Below are 14658 nucleotides of genomic sequence, written 5' to 3'. Positions count from 1 at the left end.
ACGTCGTACGACGGGCCCGGAGTTCCCCGGCGGGGTGCTCCGGGCCGTCCGCCGGACGCGGTCGCGGTGAACTCGCCCATGAAATCGAGCAGTTCGTACGTGTGACCGCTGCCACGGAATTGCGAGGGAGTTCCGGAATCAGTGGGGCATTGGCCACGGATTCCGTGAGCCGTTCCCTTTCCGGGAATTCCGGTGGCCGGGGAAGGAGGTACGTCGGGGATATCCGGACGCCCCTGCCCGGTCGGCGGATGCCGCGAGCGCGGGGCCCCGATCGAATCGTTCGCGAAAGCGCCGGAGAATCCTCCGCCGAGACACCGGCGGGCGGAACCGCGACCGACAGGCGGACCGGACGGACGCGGAAAACGCAGAGGGCCCGTGAGACTCTGCGGTCTCACGGGCCCTCTGTCCGGGGTGGGCGATACTGGGTTCGAACCAGTGACCTCTTCGGTGTGAACGAAGCGCTCTCCCACTGAGCTAATCGCCCGGGCGCAGGCCAAACATTACCCCATGTCAGCGGCGCCCCATGACCACCCCGGGGTCACTCGTGGATCTTCCACGGCATGGTGATGCCGAACTTCCAGACATAGATCCCCACCAGCACGGCGATGATCACCAGGCCGATCGAGGTGAGGATGATGTTGCGCCGCCGGACCTTGGGGTCGAGCGCCCGCTGGGCGGCCTCGGTGACCTTCCGCCGGGTCCAGCGCAGCACCAGCTGCGCCCAGACGAACTCGGTCGCCCAGATCGCCATGCCGCCGAAGATCACCAGCCAGCCGGGGCCGGGCAGCGGCAGCATGATGATGCCCGCCACGACCACGGCGAAGCCGACCACGAAGACGCCGACCTGCCAGCTCAGGTGCAGCGGCCGGGACGCCTTGATGAACCCGGGCGCCCGGGAGCCGAGCTCCCGTTCCCCGGCCATGCCCTCCGCGGCCCCGTCCGTCACGCCGTCCGACCTGTCCGCCGCGGACGCCGGGGCCGTCGGTGCGGCACCCCCGTCCCGCGCGTCACGCTCCGCATTCATAGGAGTCAACCTACCGGAACGGCCTTCATCACCGGAATGGCCGTATAACCGAAAGTTACACACCGCCGTACGAGCTACCTGAAGGAACACAAAAAGGTCAGAGGGGTTTACAACGCCACCGTAGGTGGCATGTCGATTTCGCCGACGTGCGAATCCCCGAGCGCACACTGAGCGAAAGGCCCTGGCGCTTATGAACACCACGGTCAGCTGCGAGCTGCACCTGCGCCTCGTTGTGTCGAGCGAGTCCTCACTGCCTGTACCCGCGGGCCTGCGGTATGACACGGCCGATCCGTATGCCGTGCACGCCACCTTCCATACCGGAGCGGAGGAGACGGTCGAATGGGTATTCGCCCGTGACCTCCTTGCCGAGGGGCTGCACCGGCCCACCGGCACCGGAGACGTCCGCGTCTGGCCATCCCGAAGTCACGGCCAGGGCGTCGTCTGCATCGCGCTGAGCTCCCCAGAGGGCGAAGCCCTGCTCGAAGCCCCGGCGAGAGCCCTGGAGTCGTTCCTGAAGCGGACCGACGCCGCGGTGCCGCCGGGCACCGAGCATCGCCACTTCGACCTCGACACGGAGCTCTCACACATCCTGGCCGAGAGCTGAGCCAGGCCGAGAGCTGCACGGCGCCGTCCGACTCGGGGAGACGGCGCCGCGCGGAAAACCTCATAGGGCTGACACCGACGCCGTCACCGCGGAACCCACCGCGGTGACGGCGTCGGCGCTCGTCCGGGGCTCCAGCGCCCCCACGGCCCGGCCGCGGCGCACACCGGCCCCGAGGTACCGGCCCGTGGCCGGTATCCGCTCTCCGCGCCCTCCACTGGCCCTCTCGGGCCGCTGTGCGCCGCGGCCGAGCCAGTAGAGTCAGCCCGCATCGGCGGACACCCGCCCGCCGGGAGCAGGGAGCGAAAGCGTGCTGATCCCCCACGACACCCGGATCGCCCTCGACACGGTGGTCGAGCTGGTGAACACCGCACCGGAGAGCGAGCCGCCGTCGGGCGGGCAGCCGGAGGCCGGGCGGAGCGACGGCCTCGCCGACATCACGGCGCTGTACGACTTCGCGCGGCGCCATCGCATCAGCGGCGTCGGCGAGCTCCACGAGAAGGACCTGCGGGCCGTACGGGACGTACGGACGCGCTTCGCCGAGATCTTCGCGACGGACGACGCGCAGACCGCCGCCTCGCTCGTCAACACGCTCGTCGCCGCCGCCGGCACGACGCCGCAGCTCAGCAATCACGACGGCTACGACTGGCACGTGCACTACTTCGCGCCCGACGCGTCGATCGCCGACCACCTCGCGGCCGACTGCGGCATGGCGCTGGCCTTCATCGTGGTGGCGGGCGAGCAGGAACGGCTGCGGCGGTGCGAGGCGCCGGACTGCCGGCACGCCTTCGTCGACCTGTCCCGGAACCGCTCACGGCGCTACTGCTCCAGCCGCACCTGCGGCAACCGTCTGCATGTGGCCGCGTACCGGGCGCGCCGCAAGGAAGCGGCCGGCTGACCGCTCACAGCATGAAGAGATCATGCACCGCGGCCATCAGCAGCAGACTGCCGACGACCGCGAGGAAGATCATCAAAGGGGGCTGGGAGAGCGCGAAGAGGCAGCCTCGCGGCTCTTCGGCAGGGGTGGTGGGGGCATCGCCCCGGGAGGTGTCGACCATCGCGGGACGATCATGACTCACTCCGGAGCGGTTGGCGATCAATACGCCCTCCGATACCGGGAGTTCACCCGCCCCGGCCGGTCCGGATTCGCTCCGGCGTCCGATCGGACATCACATATTCGTACGGCGTCCGGGGCCCTCCCGCGCCGCAACTCCGGGGAAACCGCGGCCGCTACGGCATCCCGCGTCCTTCGCCGCGGGCCAACGCCGCCCCGTACAGGGTGAATTCGAGATTTCCCGGGTACGGCTCCCCCGGTCTCAGCGCGGGACCGCGCTGGAGGCCCGCACCACGAGTTCCGGCTGGAGCACCACGCCGCGGTGCTCATGGGTGCCGTCCTCGTCGTACGCCTCCTCCAGCAGGAGCTCCGCGGCCATCCGGCCCATCACGGCCGCGGGCTGGCGGACGGAGGTGAGCGGCACTGCGGCGGCGGCGGCGAATTCGATGTCGTCGTAGCCCACGATGGCCATCTCGTGCGGTACCCGGACGCCCGCCGCGTACAGCGCCTGGAGCACCCCCAGGGCGAGCAGGTCGTTGGCGCAGAAGACCGCGGTCGGCCGGGGCACCAGGCCGAGCAGCCGGGCTCCGGCGTCACGGCCCGCCGCCACGTCCAGGCGGTCGGAGGGGATCTCGACGAGCGCCTCGGGCGGCAGCCCGGCCTCGGAGAGGGCCGCGAGGGCGCCTTCGCGCCGGTCCCTGATCTGATGGAGGTCGCCCGGTCCGCTGACGTAGGCCACCGAGCGGTGGCCGCCCGCGACCAGGTGGCCGACGGCGAGGGCGCCGCCGCGCACGTCGTCGACGGAGACCGCGCAGGTCCCCGTGCCGGAGGCCACCCGGTCCACCAGCACGAAGGGGATCCGGTGGCGGCCGAACGCCTCCAGGTTCCGGCCGGTGGCGTCGGCCGGGGTGACCAGGACGCCGCAGACCCGCTGCTCGGCGAAGAGCCCGAGGTACTCGGCCTCCTCCGCCGCGCTCTGGCCGCTGTTGCACACCATGACGCCGAGCCCGGCGCCCCGGGCGGCGCGCTCGGCGCCCCGGGCCAGGTCCACGAAGAACGGGTTGCCCATGTCGAGGACGAGCAGGGCCATGATCCGGCTGCGGCCCGCCCTCAGCTGGCGCGCCGACTCGCTGCGCACGTAGCCGAGCTCCTCGATGGCGGCGAGCACCCGGGCGCGGGTCTCCGGCAGCACCGCGTCCGGCCGGTTGATCACGTTGGAGACGGTGCCCACGGAGACCCCGGCCCGCCGGGCCACGTCCTTGATCCCTGCCACGCGCGCCACTCGCCCTGCCCCACTGATGCCGTCGGCCGCGCCGGTCCGCGGCGGGCCCTCATCGTACGGACGTCCGCTCCCCGCCCCGGGCGGAGGGCCGGGGTCAGATGCCGTGCTTCTTGAGGATGGCCTCGATGTCGCTGAAGTCCTCGGCCGGTGCGGCGGACCGCTGCGGGGACGCCGCCGCCGGACGCGTGCGGGAGTCCGTGGCCCCCGCCCCCAGCGAGGGCGCCGAGGCCGCGGGCGCGACCGCCTCGCCCCGGGCCGCCCGCGCGGCGGCCCTGCGCTCCTTGCGGGTGCCGCCGCCCCGGCGCTCGATCGCGCGGGTGGTGGCGAAGAGCAGCCAGGCCACCGCGAGCAGTCCGAATCCGAGCCAGACACTCGGCTTGAAGGCGATGCCCGCGACCCAGCCCACGATGCCGGTCAGCACCAGGGCGACCGGGACCAGGGAGTAGACGGCGATCCGGGTCGCGTCGAGGAAGCGCTTTCGCCAGGCGGTGACGGCGGCGATGCCCAGGCCCGCCGCGGACACCGCGGAGCAGATGGTCTCGGCAAGCATCGGTGCCTCCAGGCGCAAGGGGAAACGTCCCTTCCATCCTGCACCGGTGACCGGCCGGGTGGCCATGATCCCGAGCCGCATCAGGGACATTTCAGGGCCGGTATCCTCCCCAGGTGCCGATCGGAGGCGCGCGGGGGGTACGGCCCCGGCGGACCGGGGGTGCCGGTGGGAAGGCCCGCCCGGGTCCTGGGAGACTGGCCGTATGAGCGATTCCACCCCCGCGGCCCCCGTCGTCCTCGACCTCTGGTGCGAGCTCCAGTGCCCCGACTGCCACCAGGCTCTCAACGATGTGCGCGCCCTGCGGGCCGCGTACGGCGACCGGCTGGAGGTGCGGCTGCGGCACTTCCCGCTGGAGAAGCACAAGCACGCCCATGCCGCCGCGCAGGCCGCCGAGGAGGCGGCCGCGCAGGGCAAGGACTGGCCGTACGTCGAGGCGGTGCTCGCCAGGACCGACGACCTCGCCCGCACCGGCGAGCCGCTGCTGATCGAGGTGGCCCGCGAACTCGGCCTGGACGCCGAGGAGATGGACACCGCGCTGATCGACGGCCGGCACATGCTGATCGTCGACGCCGACCAGGCCGAGGGCAAGGCGATCGGGGTCACCGGCACCCCGACCTATGTCATCGGCGACGAGCGGCTGGACGGCGGCAGGAGCCAGGACGGGCTGCGCGAACGCATCGAGGAGATCGTCGACCGGCTGCTCGCCGAGCGGGGCTGAGCGGCTCCGCCCTCAGAGGCTCTTGGCCAGGTTGTACTGGGTCGTCCGGTATCCGAGCGACTCGTACAGCCGCAGGGCGGGGGTGTTGGCGGCGAACACGTGCAGTCCGAGGCGCCGGGCGCCCGCGGCCAGGGCGATGTGCTCCGCCTGCCGCATCAGGGCACGCCCGTGGCCCCGGCCCCGGTACTCCTCGTCCACCTCCACGTCGTAGACGAAACCAGTCACCTCGCCGTCGTCGTCCTCGTGCACCGAGACCCATACATGGCCGACGGCCACTCCCCCGGTGACGAGGACGTGGAAGCGCATGCCCTCGGTGTCCATGCCGTCGGGCAGGTTGCGGGCGTGGTCGGTGCGGGACTTGTGCAGCGCCTGGTCGGCCGGAACCCCCTGGTCGATCCAGGACTGCGCGTAGGTGTCGACGCTGGTGCGCTGCCAGGCCGCGAACTCCTCGGCCGACATCTCCCTGGCCATGACACCGTCGGGCAGCGCGGGGGCCGTCGGGCCGATGTCCTTGAGCATGTTGCGGCTGCGTCCGGTGTACCCGAGTGCGGCCGTCAGTCGTGCGGCCCCCTCGTTGCCCTCGGGCACCGACACGTGCACCTGGCCGCAGCCCCATCCGCGCAGCACCTCCTCGGCGGCGAGCACGGCGATGGTGCCGCGGCCCCGGCGCCGGCTCGGCTCGTCGATGGTCAGGGAGCGCAGTTCGCCGGTGGCCGTGCCGAACCGCGGATCGGTACCGATCTCGACGGCACCGACGGTCCGTCCGTTGTCGCACACGTCGTAGGTGCGGACCTTCGCGCCGTCGGCGCCCTGCTGGATCGGCCCGGTCGGCCGGAGGGTGGTGGTCATCACGGATGTTCTATCCGCTGCGCCCCGGCGCGTCACCTCGATTTACGGGTCGAGGTCGTTCCCGGCCCGCTCGTCGAAGATCCGCATGGCCTTGGCGGTCACCGGTCCGGGCCCGCCGGGCAGCTCCCGTCCGTCCACCCGGTGGACGGCCTGCACATCGCGCAGGGTGGAGGTGAGGAAGATCTCCTCGGCCCGCTCCAGGACGTCGAACGGCAGCTCGGTCTCCTGCGCCCCCGTCCACTCCACGGTCAGTGCGCGGGTGATCCCGGCGAGGCAGCCGGAGGCGACCGGCGGGGTGTGCAGCTGCCCGTCTAGGACGACGAAGACATTGGAACCGGTGCCTTCGCAGAGCTGTCCGGCCGTGTTGGCGAAGAGCGCCTCCGAGGCGCCGTGCTCATGGGCCCGCGCGAGGGCGACGACGTTCTCGGCGTACGACGTGGTCTTGAGCCCGGTGAGCGCGCCGCGTTCGTTGCGGGTCCAGGGCACGGTGATCACGGCGGTGGTGTCGGGCCGGCGGCCCGCCTCGCCGAGGGCGACGACGAGGCCGGGCCCGGCGTCGCCGCGGTCGGAGCCGAGCGGGGAGAGCCCTCCGGTGTAGGTGATCCGCATCCTGCCGCGCGGCATCGGGTTGGCCTCGACGACCTCGGCGCAGGCGCGGCGGACCTCGTCGAGGTCGGGCGCGGGAAGCCCGAGGCCGCGGGCCGAGCGGTCCAGCCTGGCGAGGTGACGGGTGAGGGCGAAGGGCCTGCCGTCGAGGGTCTTGACCGTCTCGAAGACGCCGTCCCCCACGGTGAGTCCGTGGTCGAGCACGGACACCCTGGCGTCCTCGGCATCGCACAGTTCGCCGTTGACCCACATCCTCATCACGGGTTGCCTCCTGTTGTCCGGTGGGCGCCCGACGCCACGTCGAGCAGTCTGGACGCCTTGAGTTCGGTCTCGTCCCATTCGTCTTCCGGGTCGGAGCCCCAGGTGATGCCCGCCCCGGCGCCGAAGCGAAGGACGGGGGCGGGGCCGGTGCGGTCGACCCAGAACGTGCGTATGCCGACGGCGAGGGACGCGGTGCGGCGGTCGGCGTCGACCCAGCCGATGCCTCCGCAGTAGGGCCCGCGCGGCGCGGTCTCCAGTTCGGCGATGATCCGCAGCGCGCTGGACTTGGGCGCCCCGGTGACCGAGCCGGGCGGAAAGACGGCCGCGAGGAGCTCGGGCCAGCCGGAGCCCTCGGCCAGCTCCCCGCGCACGGTGGAGACGAGGTGGACGAGACCGGGGTGCTTCTCGACCGCGCAGAGGTCGGGGACGGTGACCGAGCCGGTGGCGCAGACCCGGCCCAGGTCGTTGCGGACCAGGTCGACGATCATCACGTTCTCGGCGTGGTCCTTCGCCAGCAGGTCGGCCTCGGTGCGGCCGGTGCCCTTGATCGGTCCCGACTCGACGGTCCGGCCGTTCCGGCGCAGGAAGAGTTCGGGGGACGCGGTGGCGATCTCCACGCCGTGCCCGGGGAGCCGAATCGTTCCCGCGTACGGGGCCGGGTTGCCGCGGGCCAGCAGCGCGGTCAGCGCGTCCACGTCGGAGGCGGCCGGGTCGGGCAGCGGCGCGGTCATCACCCGGCAGAGGTTGGCCTGGTAGACCTCGCCCGCCGCGATGTACGCGCGGATCCGCCGGACGCCCTCCATGTAGGCGGCGCGGTCCAGGGAGGAGTCCCAGTCACCGGCGGCGGGTCCGCGCCAGGCGCCCGGCACGGGGGCGGGCACCTCCTCGGTACGTACGGAACCGAAGCGCGCGCAGACGAGGCGGCCTTCGAAATCGGCGGACACGGCCCAGAAACCGGTCGATTCGAGGGCTGCGGGATCACTGGTCACGTCCCGCAGATCGGACGCTACGAGGCCGCCGAAGCGGGCCATTGGGGCGAGGTCGAGCACGTCGTCGAGTCTAGGGCGGTCCGCGATGACCTGCGCCGGGGCGGGCGCACCTCAGCACGCTGCACAAACGCGTTTTTGTACTGGCCCGGGAATCCGCTAGAGTTCAACACGTCGCCGGGACGCGCAAGCGGACCGGGAAAGACAAGCGGACGTAGCTCAGTTGGTAGAGCGCAACCTTGCCAAGGTTGAGGTCGCCAGTTCGAACCTGGTCGTCCGCTCGCAGAAGGTGGGGGATCTTCCCGAACCCCCATCCCTGGTGGAGTGGCCGAGAGGCGAGGCAACGGCCTGCAAAGCCGTCTACACGGGTTCAAATCCCGTCTCCACCTCCAAGGACGATTAGCTCAGCGGGAGAGCGCTTCCCTGACACGGAAGAGGTCACTGGTTCAATCCCAGTATCGTCCACCGGTCCGCAAGGATCCCCGCGCGATTAGCTCAGCGGGAGAGCGCTTCCCTGACACGGAAGAGGTCACTGGTTCAATCCCAGTATCGCGCACCAGCAGAAGCCCCGGTCGTTCCGACGACCGGGGCTTTCTCGTGTCCGGAGGGCGGGTCGGGGCCGCGGGCCCGGACGGATGCGTCCGGGCCCGCGGTCGGACTCGCGTCGGAGCCGGCCCGTTCAGGAGGAGAAGAGCATGTGGCCGAAGCTCTTGTGCCGGTAGTGACCGCCGTGGTGGCCGCCGTGGTGCTGCGGGGCTCCCCAGGCGGGCGCCGGTGCGACCGGGTAGCCCTGCGGGGCCGGCGGGACGGGCGGGGCCTGCTGCGTCCACTGCGCCTCGATGCGGGTGAGGGCCTCCAGCTCGCCGTAGTCGAGGAAGATTCCCCGGCAGCCGCTGCACTGCTCGATCTGTATGCCGTTGCGGTTGTACGTGTGCATCTGTGCGTGGCACTTGGGACACTGCATGGTGGGGCTCACTCCTCGCCGTCGGGTCGCCGTCGACGGAATGCGGGCCCGTGGACGGTCGGTTCAGCCTACGACGGGAGTGCGGCGCCCAACTCCGGCGGGAGGGCGGCGATTCGGGCACAGGCGTCGATCATCGTCTGCTCCACCTCGTCCGGAGTCCGGCCCTCCGCCGCGGACTTGGCGCAGGCCAGCGCGGCGGCCTGGACGGTGAGGGCGCGGGCCGGTACGTCCAGCTCCGGCCAGGGGTCGCCCTCGGCCCGCACCGCGGGGCCGCCCGCGGCCCGGTACGCGTCCAGGAAGCGGAGCCAGACCTCGGGGGGCAGGATGCCGGCCGCGTACCAGGCGGCGGGGCGGGCGAGGTCCCAGGCGGGGTCGCCGAGACCGGCGTCGTCCACGTCGATGAGCAGCCAGGGCCCGTGCGGGGCCGGGTGGCGGACGAGCTGGCCGAGGTGGAGGTCGCCGTGGCAGACGAAGCGCGAGCGGTGCGGGGGCGCCGGGGCCTCGTCGCGGGCCCACGCGGGCAGCCGCCGCCAGGCTTCGAGCACGGGGGCGGTGACCGGGTCGGCGGGGCGGGCGGCCCGCATCCGGGCGACGGCGAGCGCGGCCTTGGCGGGGCCCCGCATGGGTGGGAGCGCGAGGGCGGAGGGGACCGGGGTCCGGTGCAGCCCGGCCAGCAGCCTGGCGGCCTCCTCCCAGGGGGCGGCGTCCGGGTCACCGGGGTCGACGGGCCGGCCGTGGGGCCACAGGGTGACGGGCCGGCCGTCGAGGGCGGGGGCGGCGGGCCGGGGCTCCAGCGGGGCGAGCAGGATGCCGGTGAGGCGCGGGTCGTGCGCGAGGCGCAGCCGGGCGCGCAGTCCGGGGAGGTCGGTGCCCGGGGCGTGGGCCTTGGCGACGACGGTCCCGCTGCGGACCACGGTGCCGTCCGCGCGGTCCGCGAGCACCGCCGGGGCCGGGCAGGCGCAGGGGGCGCCGGGGAGTGCGTGGGCGGTCCGGTGGGCGAGGGCGCCCAGCGCGCGTACGACTGCGGTGGTCACGGTCTCCCCCGGTGGCGGACTGCTGTCGGCGGGTCCGGTGCGCACGGGCCCGCCGACGAGCGTACGCGGGAGGCCGTCGCGGGCGGTCCGGCCGGCGCCGCCGCGTGCGGGGCCCCGAAAAGCGAGATGTCCGGTCAGCTCCCCAGCTGACCGGACAAACGCTGCCGTCCGCCGCACCCCCGTCCCCACGGGGTTGTTGGCCGGATGTCCCGGTCCGGACCGCTCTTCCGGACCCGGGGCGCCGCTCAGCGCCCCAGCATCACGCCCACGGACGACGCCTGTGTGACCACTGCGTCCCAGCCGCCGAAGACGACCACGAGCAGGGCCGCCAGAGGAAGAACCATCGCCGTCGCCACCAGGGGGTGGCGCGTCCCGGACGACGGGCGGCCGCCGTACGGGGCAAAGATCCTGCGCCCCGCGCGGGTCATGGTCCGCGTTGCCGTGTCCGCCATGGTTCCTCTCCTGACTCGATGTGGGGCGGCGGGTGCGTGGCCTCGGGGTGCGAGTGCCGTACCCACCGCTCGACCTCAACACTAGGGACGCGCGGGACGGCGGGCGTCATGCCCGCGTACCGATTGCCGGGCCTCCCGGAGGATGAGCCCCGGACCACCGATGTACTCCCCTGGGTGGAGACCGGGCTGATCTTCCCGGGGACATCCCTGAGGGGTCCCGGGGGCGTCCCACGGTGCCGGGGCGTCCAAGGGCGCGCCCCCGGTGCGTACGGCCGTGTCCACCGTGACTTCACTCACCCTCCCCGCCCCGGGTTCGCCGCGGTCGGCCCCGCTGCGCCGGCACGGGCGTCGCGCGTCGGCGCGGGCCGCGGGGCGTACCGCCGCGCCGGTCGTCCGGGGCTGCCCCAACCCCCCGTCGCCGCACCCTCCTTGGGGCCGCGGCCGTTCCGGCGTCCGGTCCCCGCCGGCCGTACGGTCCGTCATGGGCCGTGCCGCGCGCCGACAATCGGTCGACGGGTGAGGGCGCGGCCTCTGAGCGCCCCGGGCGCCGGGTACGTAAGCTGTGCCTCGTCAGGCGGACCAGGCAGCGGGGATGGGCAGACATGGCGATGATGCGGCTCCGGCGCGAGGACCCGCGTGTCGTCGGCTCGTTCAGGCTGCACAGGCGGCTGGGGGCAGGCGGCATGGGTGTCGTCTACCTGGGTTCGGACCGGCGGGGACAGCGGGTGGCGCTGAAGGTGATCCGCCCGGATCTGGCGGAGGACCAGGAGTTCCGCTCGCGTTTCGCGCGCGAGGTGTCCGCCGCCCGCCGGATCCGGGGCGGCTGTACGGCGCGCCTGGTGGCCGCGGACCTGGAGGCGGACCGCCCGTGGTTCGCCACCCAGTACGTCCCGGGGCCCTCGCTGCACGACAAGGTCGCCGAGGAGGGGCCGCTCCCGGCCGCGGAGGTGGCCTCGATCGGGGCCGCGCTCTCCGAGGGGCTGGTGGCGGTGCACGAGGCCGGGGTCGTCCACCGCGACCTGAAGCCGTCGAACATCCTGCTCTCCCCCAAGGGCCCCCGGATCATCGACTTCGGGATCGCCTGGGCGACGGGGGCCTCCACCCTCACCCATGTCGGTACGGCGGTGGGCTCCCCGGGATTCCTCGCCCCCGAGCAGGTGCGCGGCGCGGCCGTGACGCCCGCGACCGACGTGTTCTCGCTCGGTGCCACACTCGCCTACGCGGCCATGGCCGACTCGCCCTTCGGACATGGAAGTTCCGAGGTGATGCTGTACCGCGTGGTGCACGAGGAACCCCAGCTGCGCGATGTCCACGACGCGCTGGCACCGCTGGTGAGCGCCTGTCTGGCCAAGGATCCCGAGGAGCGGCCGAGCACGCTCCAACTCTCCATGCGGCTCAAGGAGATCGCGGCGCGCGAGGCGCACGGGCTGCATGAGAGGCGGCCGCCCGCGCAGCGTTCGGCGCAGGAGCTGGACCGGCCGACCGGCCGTCTCGACGGCCCGTACACCGAGCAGCAGACCCGGCGTGCGGCGCCGCCCGCGCCCCGTCAGCAGAAGCAGAAGCAACCGCAGGGCGGCAGGCCGTCCCCGTCCTCACGGGCCGGATCGCCCCGGACCGGTGGTTCGCGCCCCCAGCAGCCCCGGTCGGCGCGGGGCACCCGGCCGGGCAGGCGCCCGCAGGGCACGAAGGGGACGAACGGCCGGCCGGGCACCCGTCCCGGGACCCGTACGACGTCGACCGGTCTGCGTCCCGCCAATCCGCGGCTGCTGCGGCAGCGGCTCGTCGTGTTCGTGGTGGTGACGCTGCTGGTGGCGCTCGGCATCGCGGCGGCCCAGGGCTGCCAGGGGCCGTCCCGGGGGCTGGGTACGGATCCGGGCAGGCAGGTCACCACGGTCCAGGCGCGGGCCGAGGCCCCGCCCGAGGTCCATTCGCTCCGCTGAGGGCGTTCCGCGATCCCGGGCGCGCGTGCGAACGACGGCCGGGGGCCACGGGGCGGCCCTCGGGGCCGTTCGTCCGGGCCGGGCCGGTCGTCAGTCCTGCGGGCGGCCCGAGGCCACGGCGTAGAAGGCGACCGCCGCGGCCGCTCCCACGTTGAGCGAGTCGACGCCGTGCGCCATCGGGATGCGTACCCATTCGTCGGCGGCCACCAGGGCGCGGGTGGAGAGCCCGTCGCCCTCGGCGCCGAGCATCAGCGCCACCTTGTCCATCCGGTGGGGTGCCGCCTCGTCGATGCTGCGGGCCTTCTCGTCCGGAGTGAGCGCGAGGAGCCTGAAGCCCGCTTCCCGCACCGCTTCCAGGTCCTTGGGCCAGGTGTCGAGACGGGCGTAGGGGACGGCGAAGACCGCGCCCATCGAGACCTTGACGGAGCGCCGGTAGAGCGGGTCGGCGCAGTCCGGGGAGAGCAGTACGGCGTCCATGCCGAGGGCGGCGGCGCTGCGGAAGATCGCCCCGATGTTGGTGTGGTCGTTGACGGCCTCCATGACGACCACCCTGCGGGCCGTCGTCAGCAGTTCGCCGGCCGTCGGCAGCGGCTTGCGCTGCATCGAGGCGAGGGCGCCGCGGTGGACGTGGTAGCCGGTGACGCGTTCGGCGAGCTCGGGGCTGACCGCGTAGACCGGGGCCGGGACCTCGTCGATGACGTCGCGCATCAGGTCGACCCACTTCGCCGAGAGCAGCATCGACCGCATCTCGTACCCGGCGTGCCGGGCGCGTCTGATCACCTTCTCGCCCTCGGCGATGAAGAGGCCCTCCGCGGGCTCCCGCCTGCGCCGGAGTTCGACGTCGGTGAGTCCGGTGTAGTCGCGCAGTCGGGGGTCGTCGGGGTCGTCGACGGTGATGAGATCAGCCACGGGTTCGATACTGCCTTGTCCGGTGTGTGGTGCCAACGGCTCGGAAGAAGATCTGTTACCGCTGGTTACTACTCGGTGGGGGTGCGGGTGCCCGGGTCCGGCTGCCCGGCGGAGAGCGGTGCGGTGTCGGGGCCGATCGCGACGACGTCTCCGATGACGATGACGGCCGGGGGGCGTACGTCCTCGGCGGCGGCCCGCTCCGCGACCGTCGCCAGGGTGGCGTCTACGCGGCGCTGGGAGGCCGTGGTGCCTTCCTGGACCAGGGCGACCGGTGTGTCCGGGGACTTGCCGTGGGCGACGAGGGCCTCGGCGATGGCGCCGATCTTGTCGACGGCCATCAGCAGCACGAGGGTCCCGCGCAGCCGCGCGAGCGCCGCCCAGTCGACCAGTGATCGCTCGTCGTCGGGGGCGACATGGCCGCTGACGACGGTGAACTCATGGGCGACCCCGCGGTGGGTGACGGGGATTCCGGCCGCTCCGGGCACGGAGATCGAGCTGGAGATACCGGGGACGACGGTGCACGGGATGCCTTCGGCGGCGAGCGCCTGTGCCTCCTCCATGCCCCGGCCGAAGACGAACGGGTCGCCGCCCTTGAGCCGCACGACGGCCTTGCCCGCCCTGGCGTGCTCGATGAGCGCCCGGTTGATCGCCTCCTGTGCCATGAAACGGCCGTACGGGATCTTCGCCGCGTCGATCACCTCGACGTGCGGCGGCAGTTCGTCGAGCAGGTCGCGCGGGCCGAGCCGGTCGGCGATGACCACGTCGGCCTCGGCGAGGAGGCGGCGGCCGCGCACGGTGATCAGGTCGGGGTCGCCGGGGCCGCCGCCGACCAGGGCGACGCCGGGGGTAGGCCGGGTCCGGTGGTGCGGGGCGGCGAGCGTGCCGTCGCGCAGGGCCTCGACGACGGCGTCGCGGACGGCGGCGGAGTGGCGGGGGTCGCGGCCCTGGGCGTCGGTGGAGAGGACGGCGACGGTCACGCCCTCGCTGCGGCCGGTGGCCGGGGTCCAGGCGGTGGCCACATCGGCGTTGTCGCTGCGCACGCACCAGGTACGGGTGCGCTCGGCCTCGGCGGACGCGGCGTCGTTCGCGGCGTCGTCGTCGGAGGCGACGAGCGCGTACCAGGTGTCGGCCAGGTCCCCGTCCTCGTACCGGCGGCGCTCCCAGCGGATCTCACCGGCGTCGGCCATCGCCTCGACGGACGGGGTCGCGGACGGCGATACGAGGGTGATGTCGGCGCCCGCCGCGATGAGTGCCGGGAGGCGGCGCTGCGCGACCTGGCCGCCGCCGACGACGACGACGCGGCGCCCGGCCAGGCGCAGTCCGACGGGGTACGCGGGGTGATCGGCGTGCTCGGCCATGGCGGTGCGGACTCCTCGTGCGATGCGGGGTGCTGCGGGCCGCTGCGGCGATGGAGCGGCTGTGACGTGC

The 14658-nt window shown here is 73.3% G+C and carries 16 protein-coding genes and 5 tRNA genes; 8 read left to right on the top strand and 13 right to left on the bottom strand.

Going from position 1 to position 14658, the window contains the following annotated elements:
• Positions 1 to 412 precede the first annotated feature (412 nt).
• A tRNA-Val gene (locus ACFVFH_RS18895) sits at positions 413 to 484 on the bottom strand.
• 54 nt (positions 485 to 538) lie between these two features.
• Positions 539 to 1024: a TIGR02611 family protein gene (locus tag ACFVFH_RS18890; RefSeq protein WP_383769705.1), complete on the bottom strand. Its 486-nt coding sequence runs from the start codon at positions 1022 to 1024 to the stop codon at positions 539 to 541.
• A 190-nt stretch (positions 1025 to 1214) separates the two neighbouring features.
• Between ACFVFH_RS18890 and ACFVFH_RS18885 the strand changes: the two genes are divergently transcribed.
• Both ACFVFH_RS18885 and ACFVFH_RS18880 read left to right on the top strand, forming a co-directional pair.
• Positions 1215 to 1628, top strand: coding sequence for an SsgA family sporulation/cell division regulator (locus tag ACFVFH_RS18885; protein WP_003959770.1), 414 nt, complete (start codon positions 1215 to 1217; stop codon positions 1626 to 1628).
• A gap of 307 nt (positions 1629 to 1935) precedes the next feature.
• The gene (locus ACFVFH_RS18880) at positions 1936 to 2523 is read left to right on the top strand and encodes a CGNR zinc finger domain-containing protein (RefSeq protein ID WP_383769702.1); all 588 of its coding nucleotides are present in this window, start codon (positions 1936 to 1938) and stop codon (positions 2521 to 2523) included.
• A 4-nt stretch (positions 2524 to 2527) separates the two neighbouring features.
• On the opposite strand, the gene ACFVFH_RS18875 is transcribed toward ACFVFH_RS18880, so the two are convergent.
• The 3 genes from ACFVFH_RS18875 to ACFVFH_RS18865 form a co-directional block, all read right to left on the bottom strand.
• Positions 2528 to 2683: a hypothetical protein gene (locus ACFVFH_RS18875; RefSeq protein WP_353785347.1), complete on the bottom strand. Its 156-nt coding sequence runs from the start codon at positions 2681 to 2683 to the stop codon at positions 2528 to 2530.
• Between the two features lie 258 nt (positions 2684 to 2941).
• On the bottom strand, positions 2942 to 3961 hold the full coding sequence (locus ACFVFH_RS18870) for a LacI family DNA-binding transcriptional regulator (protein ID WP_383769699.1): 1020 nt from the start codon (positions 3959 to 3961) through the stop codon (positions 2942 to 2944).
• A 94-nt stretch (positions 3962 to 4055) separates the two neighbouring features.
• Positions 4056 to 4511: a hypothetical protein gene (locus tag ACFVFH_RS18865; protein WP_383769696.1), complete on the bottom strand. Its 456-nt coding sequence runs from the start codon at positions 4509 to 4511 to the stop codon at positions 4056 to 4058.
• Between the two features lie 202 nt (positions 4512 to 4713).
• Here ACFVFH_RS18865 and ACFVFH_RS18860 point away from each other — a divergent pair, with 202 nt between their 5' ends.
• Positions 4714 to 5229: a DsbA family protein gene (locus ACFVFH_RS18860; protein ID WP_383769693.1), complete on the top strand. Its 516-nt coding sequence runs from the start codon at positions 4714 to 4716 to the stop codon at positions 5227 to 5229.
• A 12-nt stretch (positions 5230 to 5241) separates the two neighbouring features.
• On the opposite strand, the gene ACFVFH_RS18855 is transcribed toward ACFVFH_RS18860, so the two are convergent.
• The 3 genes from ACFVFH_RS18855 to ACFVFH_RS18845 are packed head-to-tail and all read right to left on the bottom strand — an operon-like array spanning position 5242 to position 7976.
• A complete protein-coding gene (locus ACFVFH_RS18855; RefSeq protein ID WP_383769690.1) occupies positions 5242 to 6078 on the bottom strand; it encodes a GNAT family N-acetyltransferase in 837 nt (278 codons plus the stop codon).
• 42 nt (positions 6079 to 6120) lie between these two features.
• A complete protein-coding gene (locus ACFVFH_RS18850; protein ID WP_383769688.1) occupies positions 6121 to 6942 on the bottom strand; it encodes an aminotransferase class IV in 822 nt (273 codons plus the stop codon).
• A complete protein-coding gene (locus tag ACFVFH_RS18845; RefSeq protein WP_383769948.1) occupies positions 6942 to 7976 on the bottom strand; it encodes a chorismate-binding protein in 1035 nt (344 codons plus the stop codon). Before ACFVFH_RS18845 ends, ACFVFH_RS18850 begins: the two co-directional genes overlap by 1 nt.
• A 163-nt stretch (positions 7977 to 8139) precedes the next feature.
• Here ACFVFH_RS18845 and ACFVFH_RS18840 point away from each other — a divergent pair.
• The 4 genes from ACFVFH_RS18840 (at position 8140) to ACFVFH_RS18825 (ending at position 8490) form a co-directional block, all read left to right on the top strand.
• A tRNA-Gly gene (locus tag ACFVFH_RS18840) sits at positions 8140 to 8212 on the top strand.
• A 37-nt stretch (positions 8213 to 8249) separates the two neighbouring features.
• Positions 8250 to 8323 (top strand) — tRNA-Cys (locus tag ACFVFH_RS18835).
• A gap of 1 nt (position 8324) precedes the next feature.
• Positions 8325 to 8396, top strand: a tRNA-Val gene (locus ACFVFH_RS18830).
• A gap of 19 nt (positions 8397 to 8415) precedes the next feature.
• A tRNA-Val gene (locus tag ACFVFH_RS18825) sits at positions 8416 to 8490 on the top strand.
• 120 nt (positions 8491 to 8610) lie between these two features.
• Here the strand turns inward: ACFVFH_RS18825 and ACFVFH_RS18820 are convergent.
• The 3 genes from ACFVFH_RS18820 to ACFVFH_RS18810 form a co-directional block, all read right to left on the bottom strand.
• Complete coding sequence (locus tag ACFVFH_RS18820) at positions 8611 to 8895, bottom strand: zf-TFIIB domain-containing protein (protein ID WP_383769684.1); 285 nt, start codon at positions 8893 to 8895, stop codon at positions 8611 to 8613.
• Positions 8896 to 8963: 68 nt separating this feature from the next.
• On the bottom strand, positions 8964 to 9929 hold the full coding sequence (locus tag ACFVFH_RS18815) for a phosphotransferase family protein (RefSeq protein ID WP_383769681.1): 966 nt from the start codon (positions 9927 to 9929) through the stop codon (positions 8964 to 8966).
• 245 nt (positions 9930 to 10174) lie between these two features.
• The gene (locus ACFVFH_RS18810) at positions 10175 to 10381 is read right to left on the bottom strand and encodes a hypothetical protein (RefSeq protein WP_383769678.1); all 207 of its coding nucleotides are present in this window, start codon (positions 10379 to 10381) and stop codon (positions 10175 to 10177) included.
• A 602-nt stretch (positions 10382 to 10983) separates the two neighbouring features.
• On the opposite strand from ACFVFH_RS18810, the gene ACFVFH_RS18805 reads away from it, so the two are divergent.
• On the top strand, positions 10984 to 12321 hold the full coding sequence (locus ACFVFH_RS18805) for a serine/threonine-protein kinase (RefSeq protein ID WP_383769675.1): 1338 nt from the start codon (positions 10984 to 10986) through the stop codon (positions 12319 to 12321).
• Between the two features lie 90 nt (positions 12322 to 12411).
• Here ACFVFH_RS18805 and ACFVFH_RS18800 read toward each other — a convergent pair whose 3' ends face one another.
• Together ACFVFH_RS18800 and cobA are read right to left on the bottom strand one after the other, a co-directional pair.
• A complete protein-coding gene (locus ACFVFH_RS18800) occupies positions 12412 to 13230 on the bottom strand; it encodes a TrmH family RNA methyltransferase (protein ID WP_383769672.1) in 819 nt (272 codons plus the stop codon).
• Between the two features lie 68 nt (positions 13231 to 13298).
• Entirely contained in the window at positions 13299 to 14588 is a 1290-nt protein-coding gene (cobA, locus tag ACFVFH_RS18795) for a uroporphyrinogen-III C-methyltransferase (protein WP_383769669.1), read from the bottom strand.
• Positions 14589 to 14658: the final 70 nt, after the last annotated feature.

Source organism: Streptomyces sp. NPDC057697, from assembly GCF_042799335.1.
GTDB lineage: Bacteria > Actinomycetota > Actinomycetes > Streptomycetales > Streptomycetaceae > Streptomyces.
The sequence above is the reverse complement of the archived record's forward strand: the minus strand, read 5'-3'. Positions and strand labels throughout refer to the sequence as shown.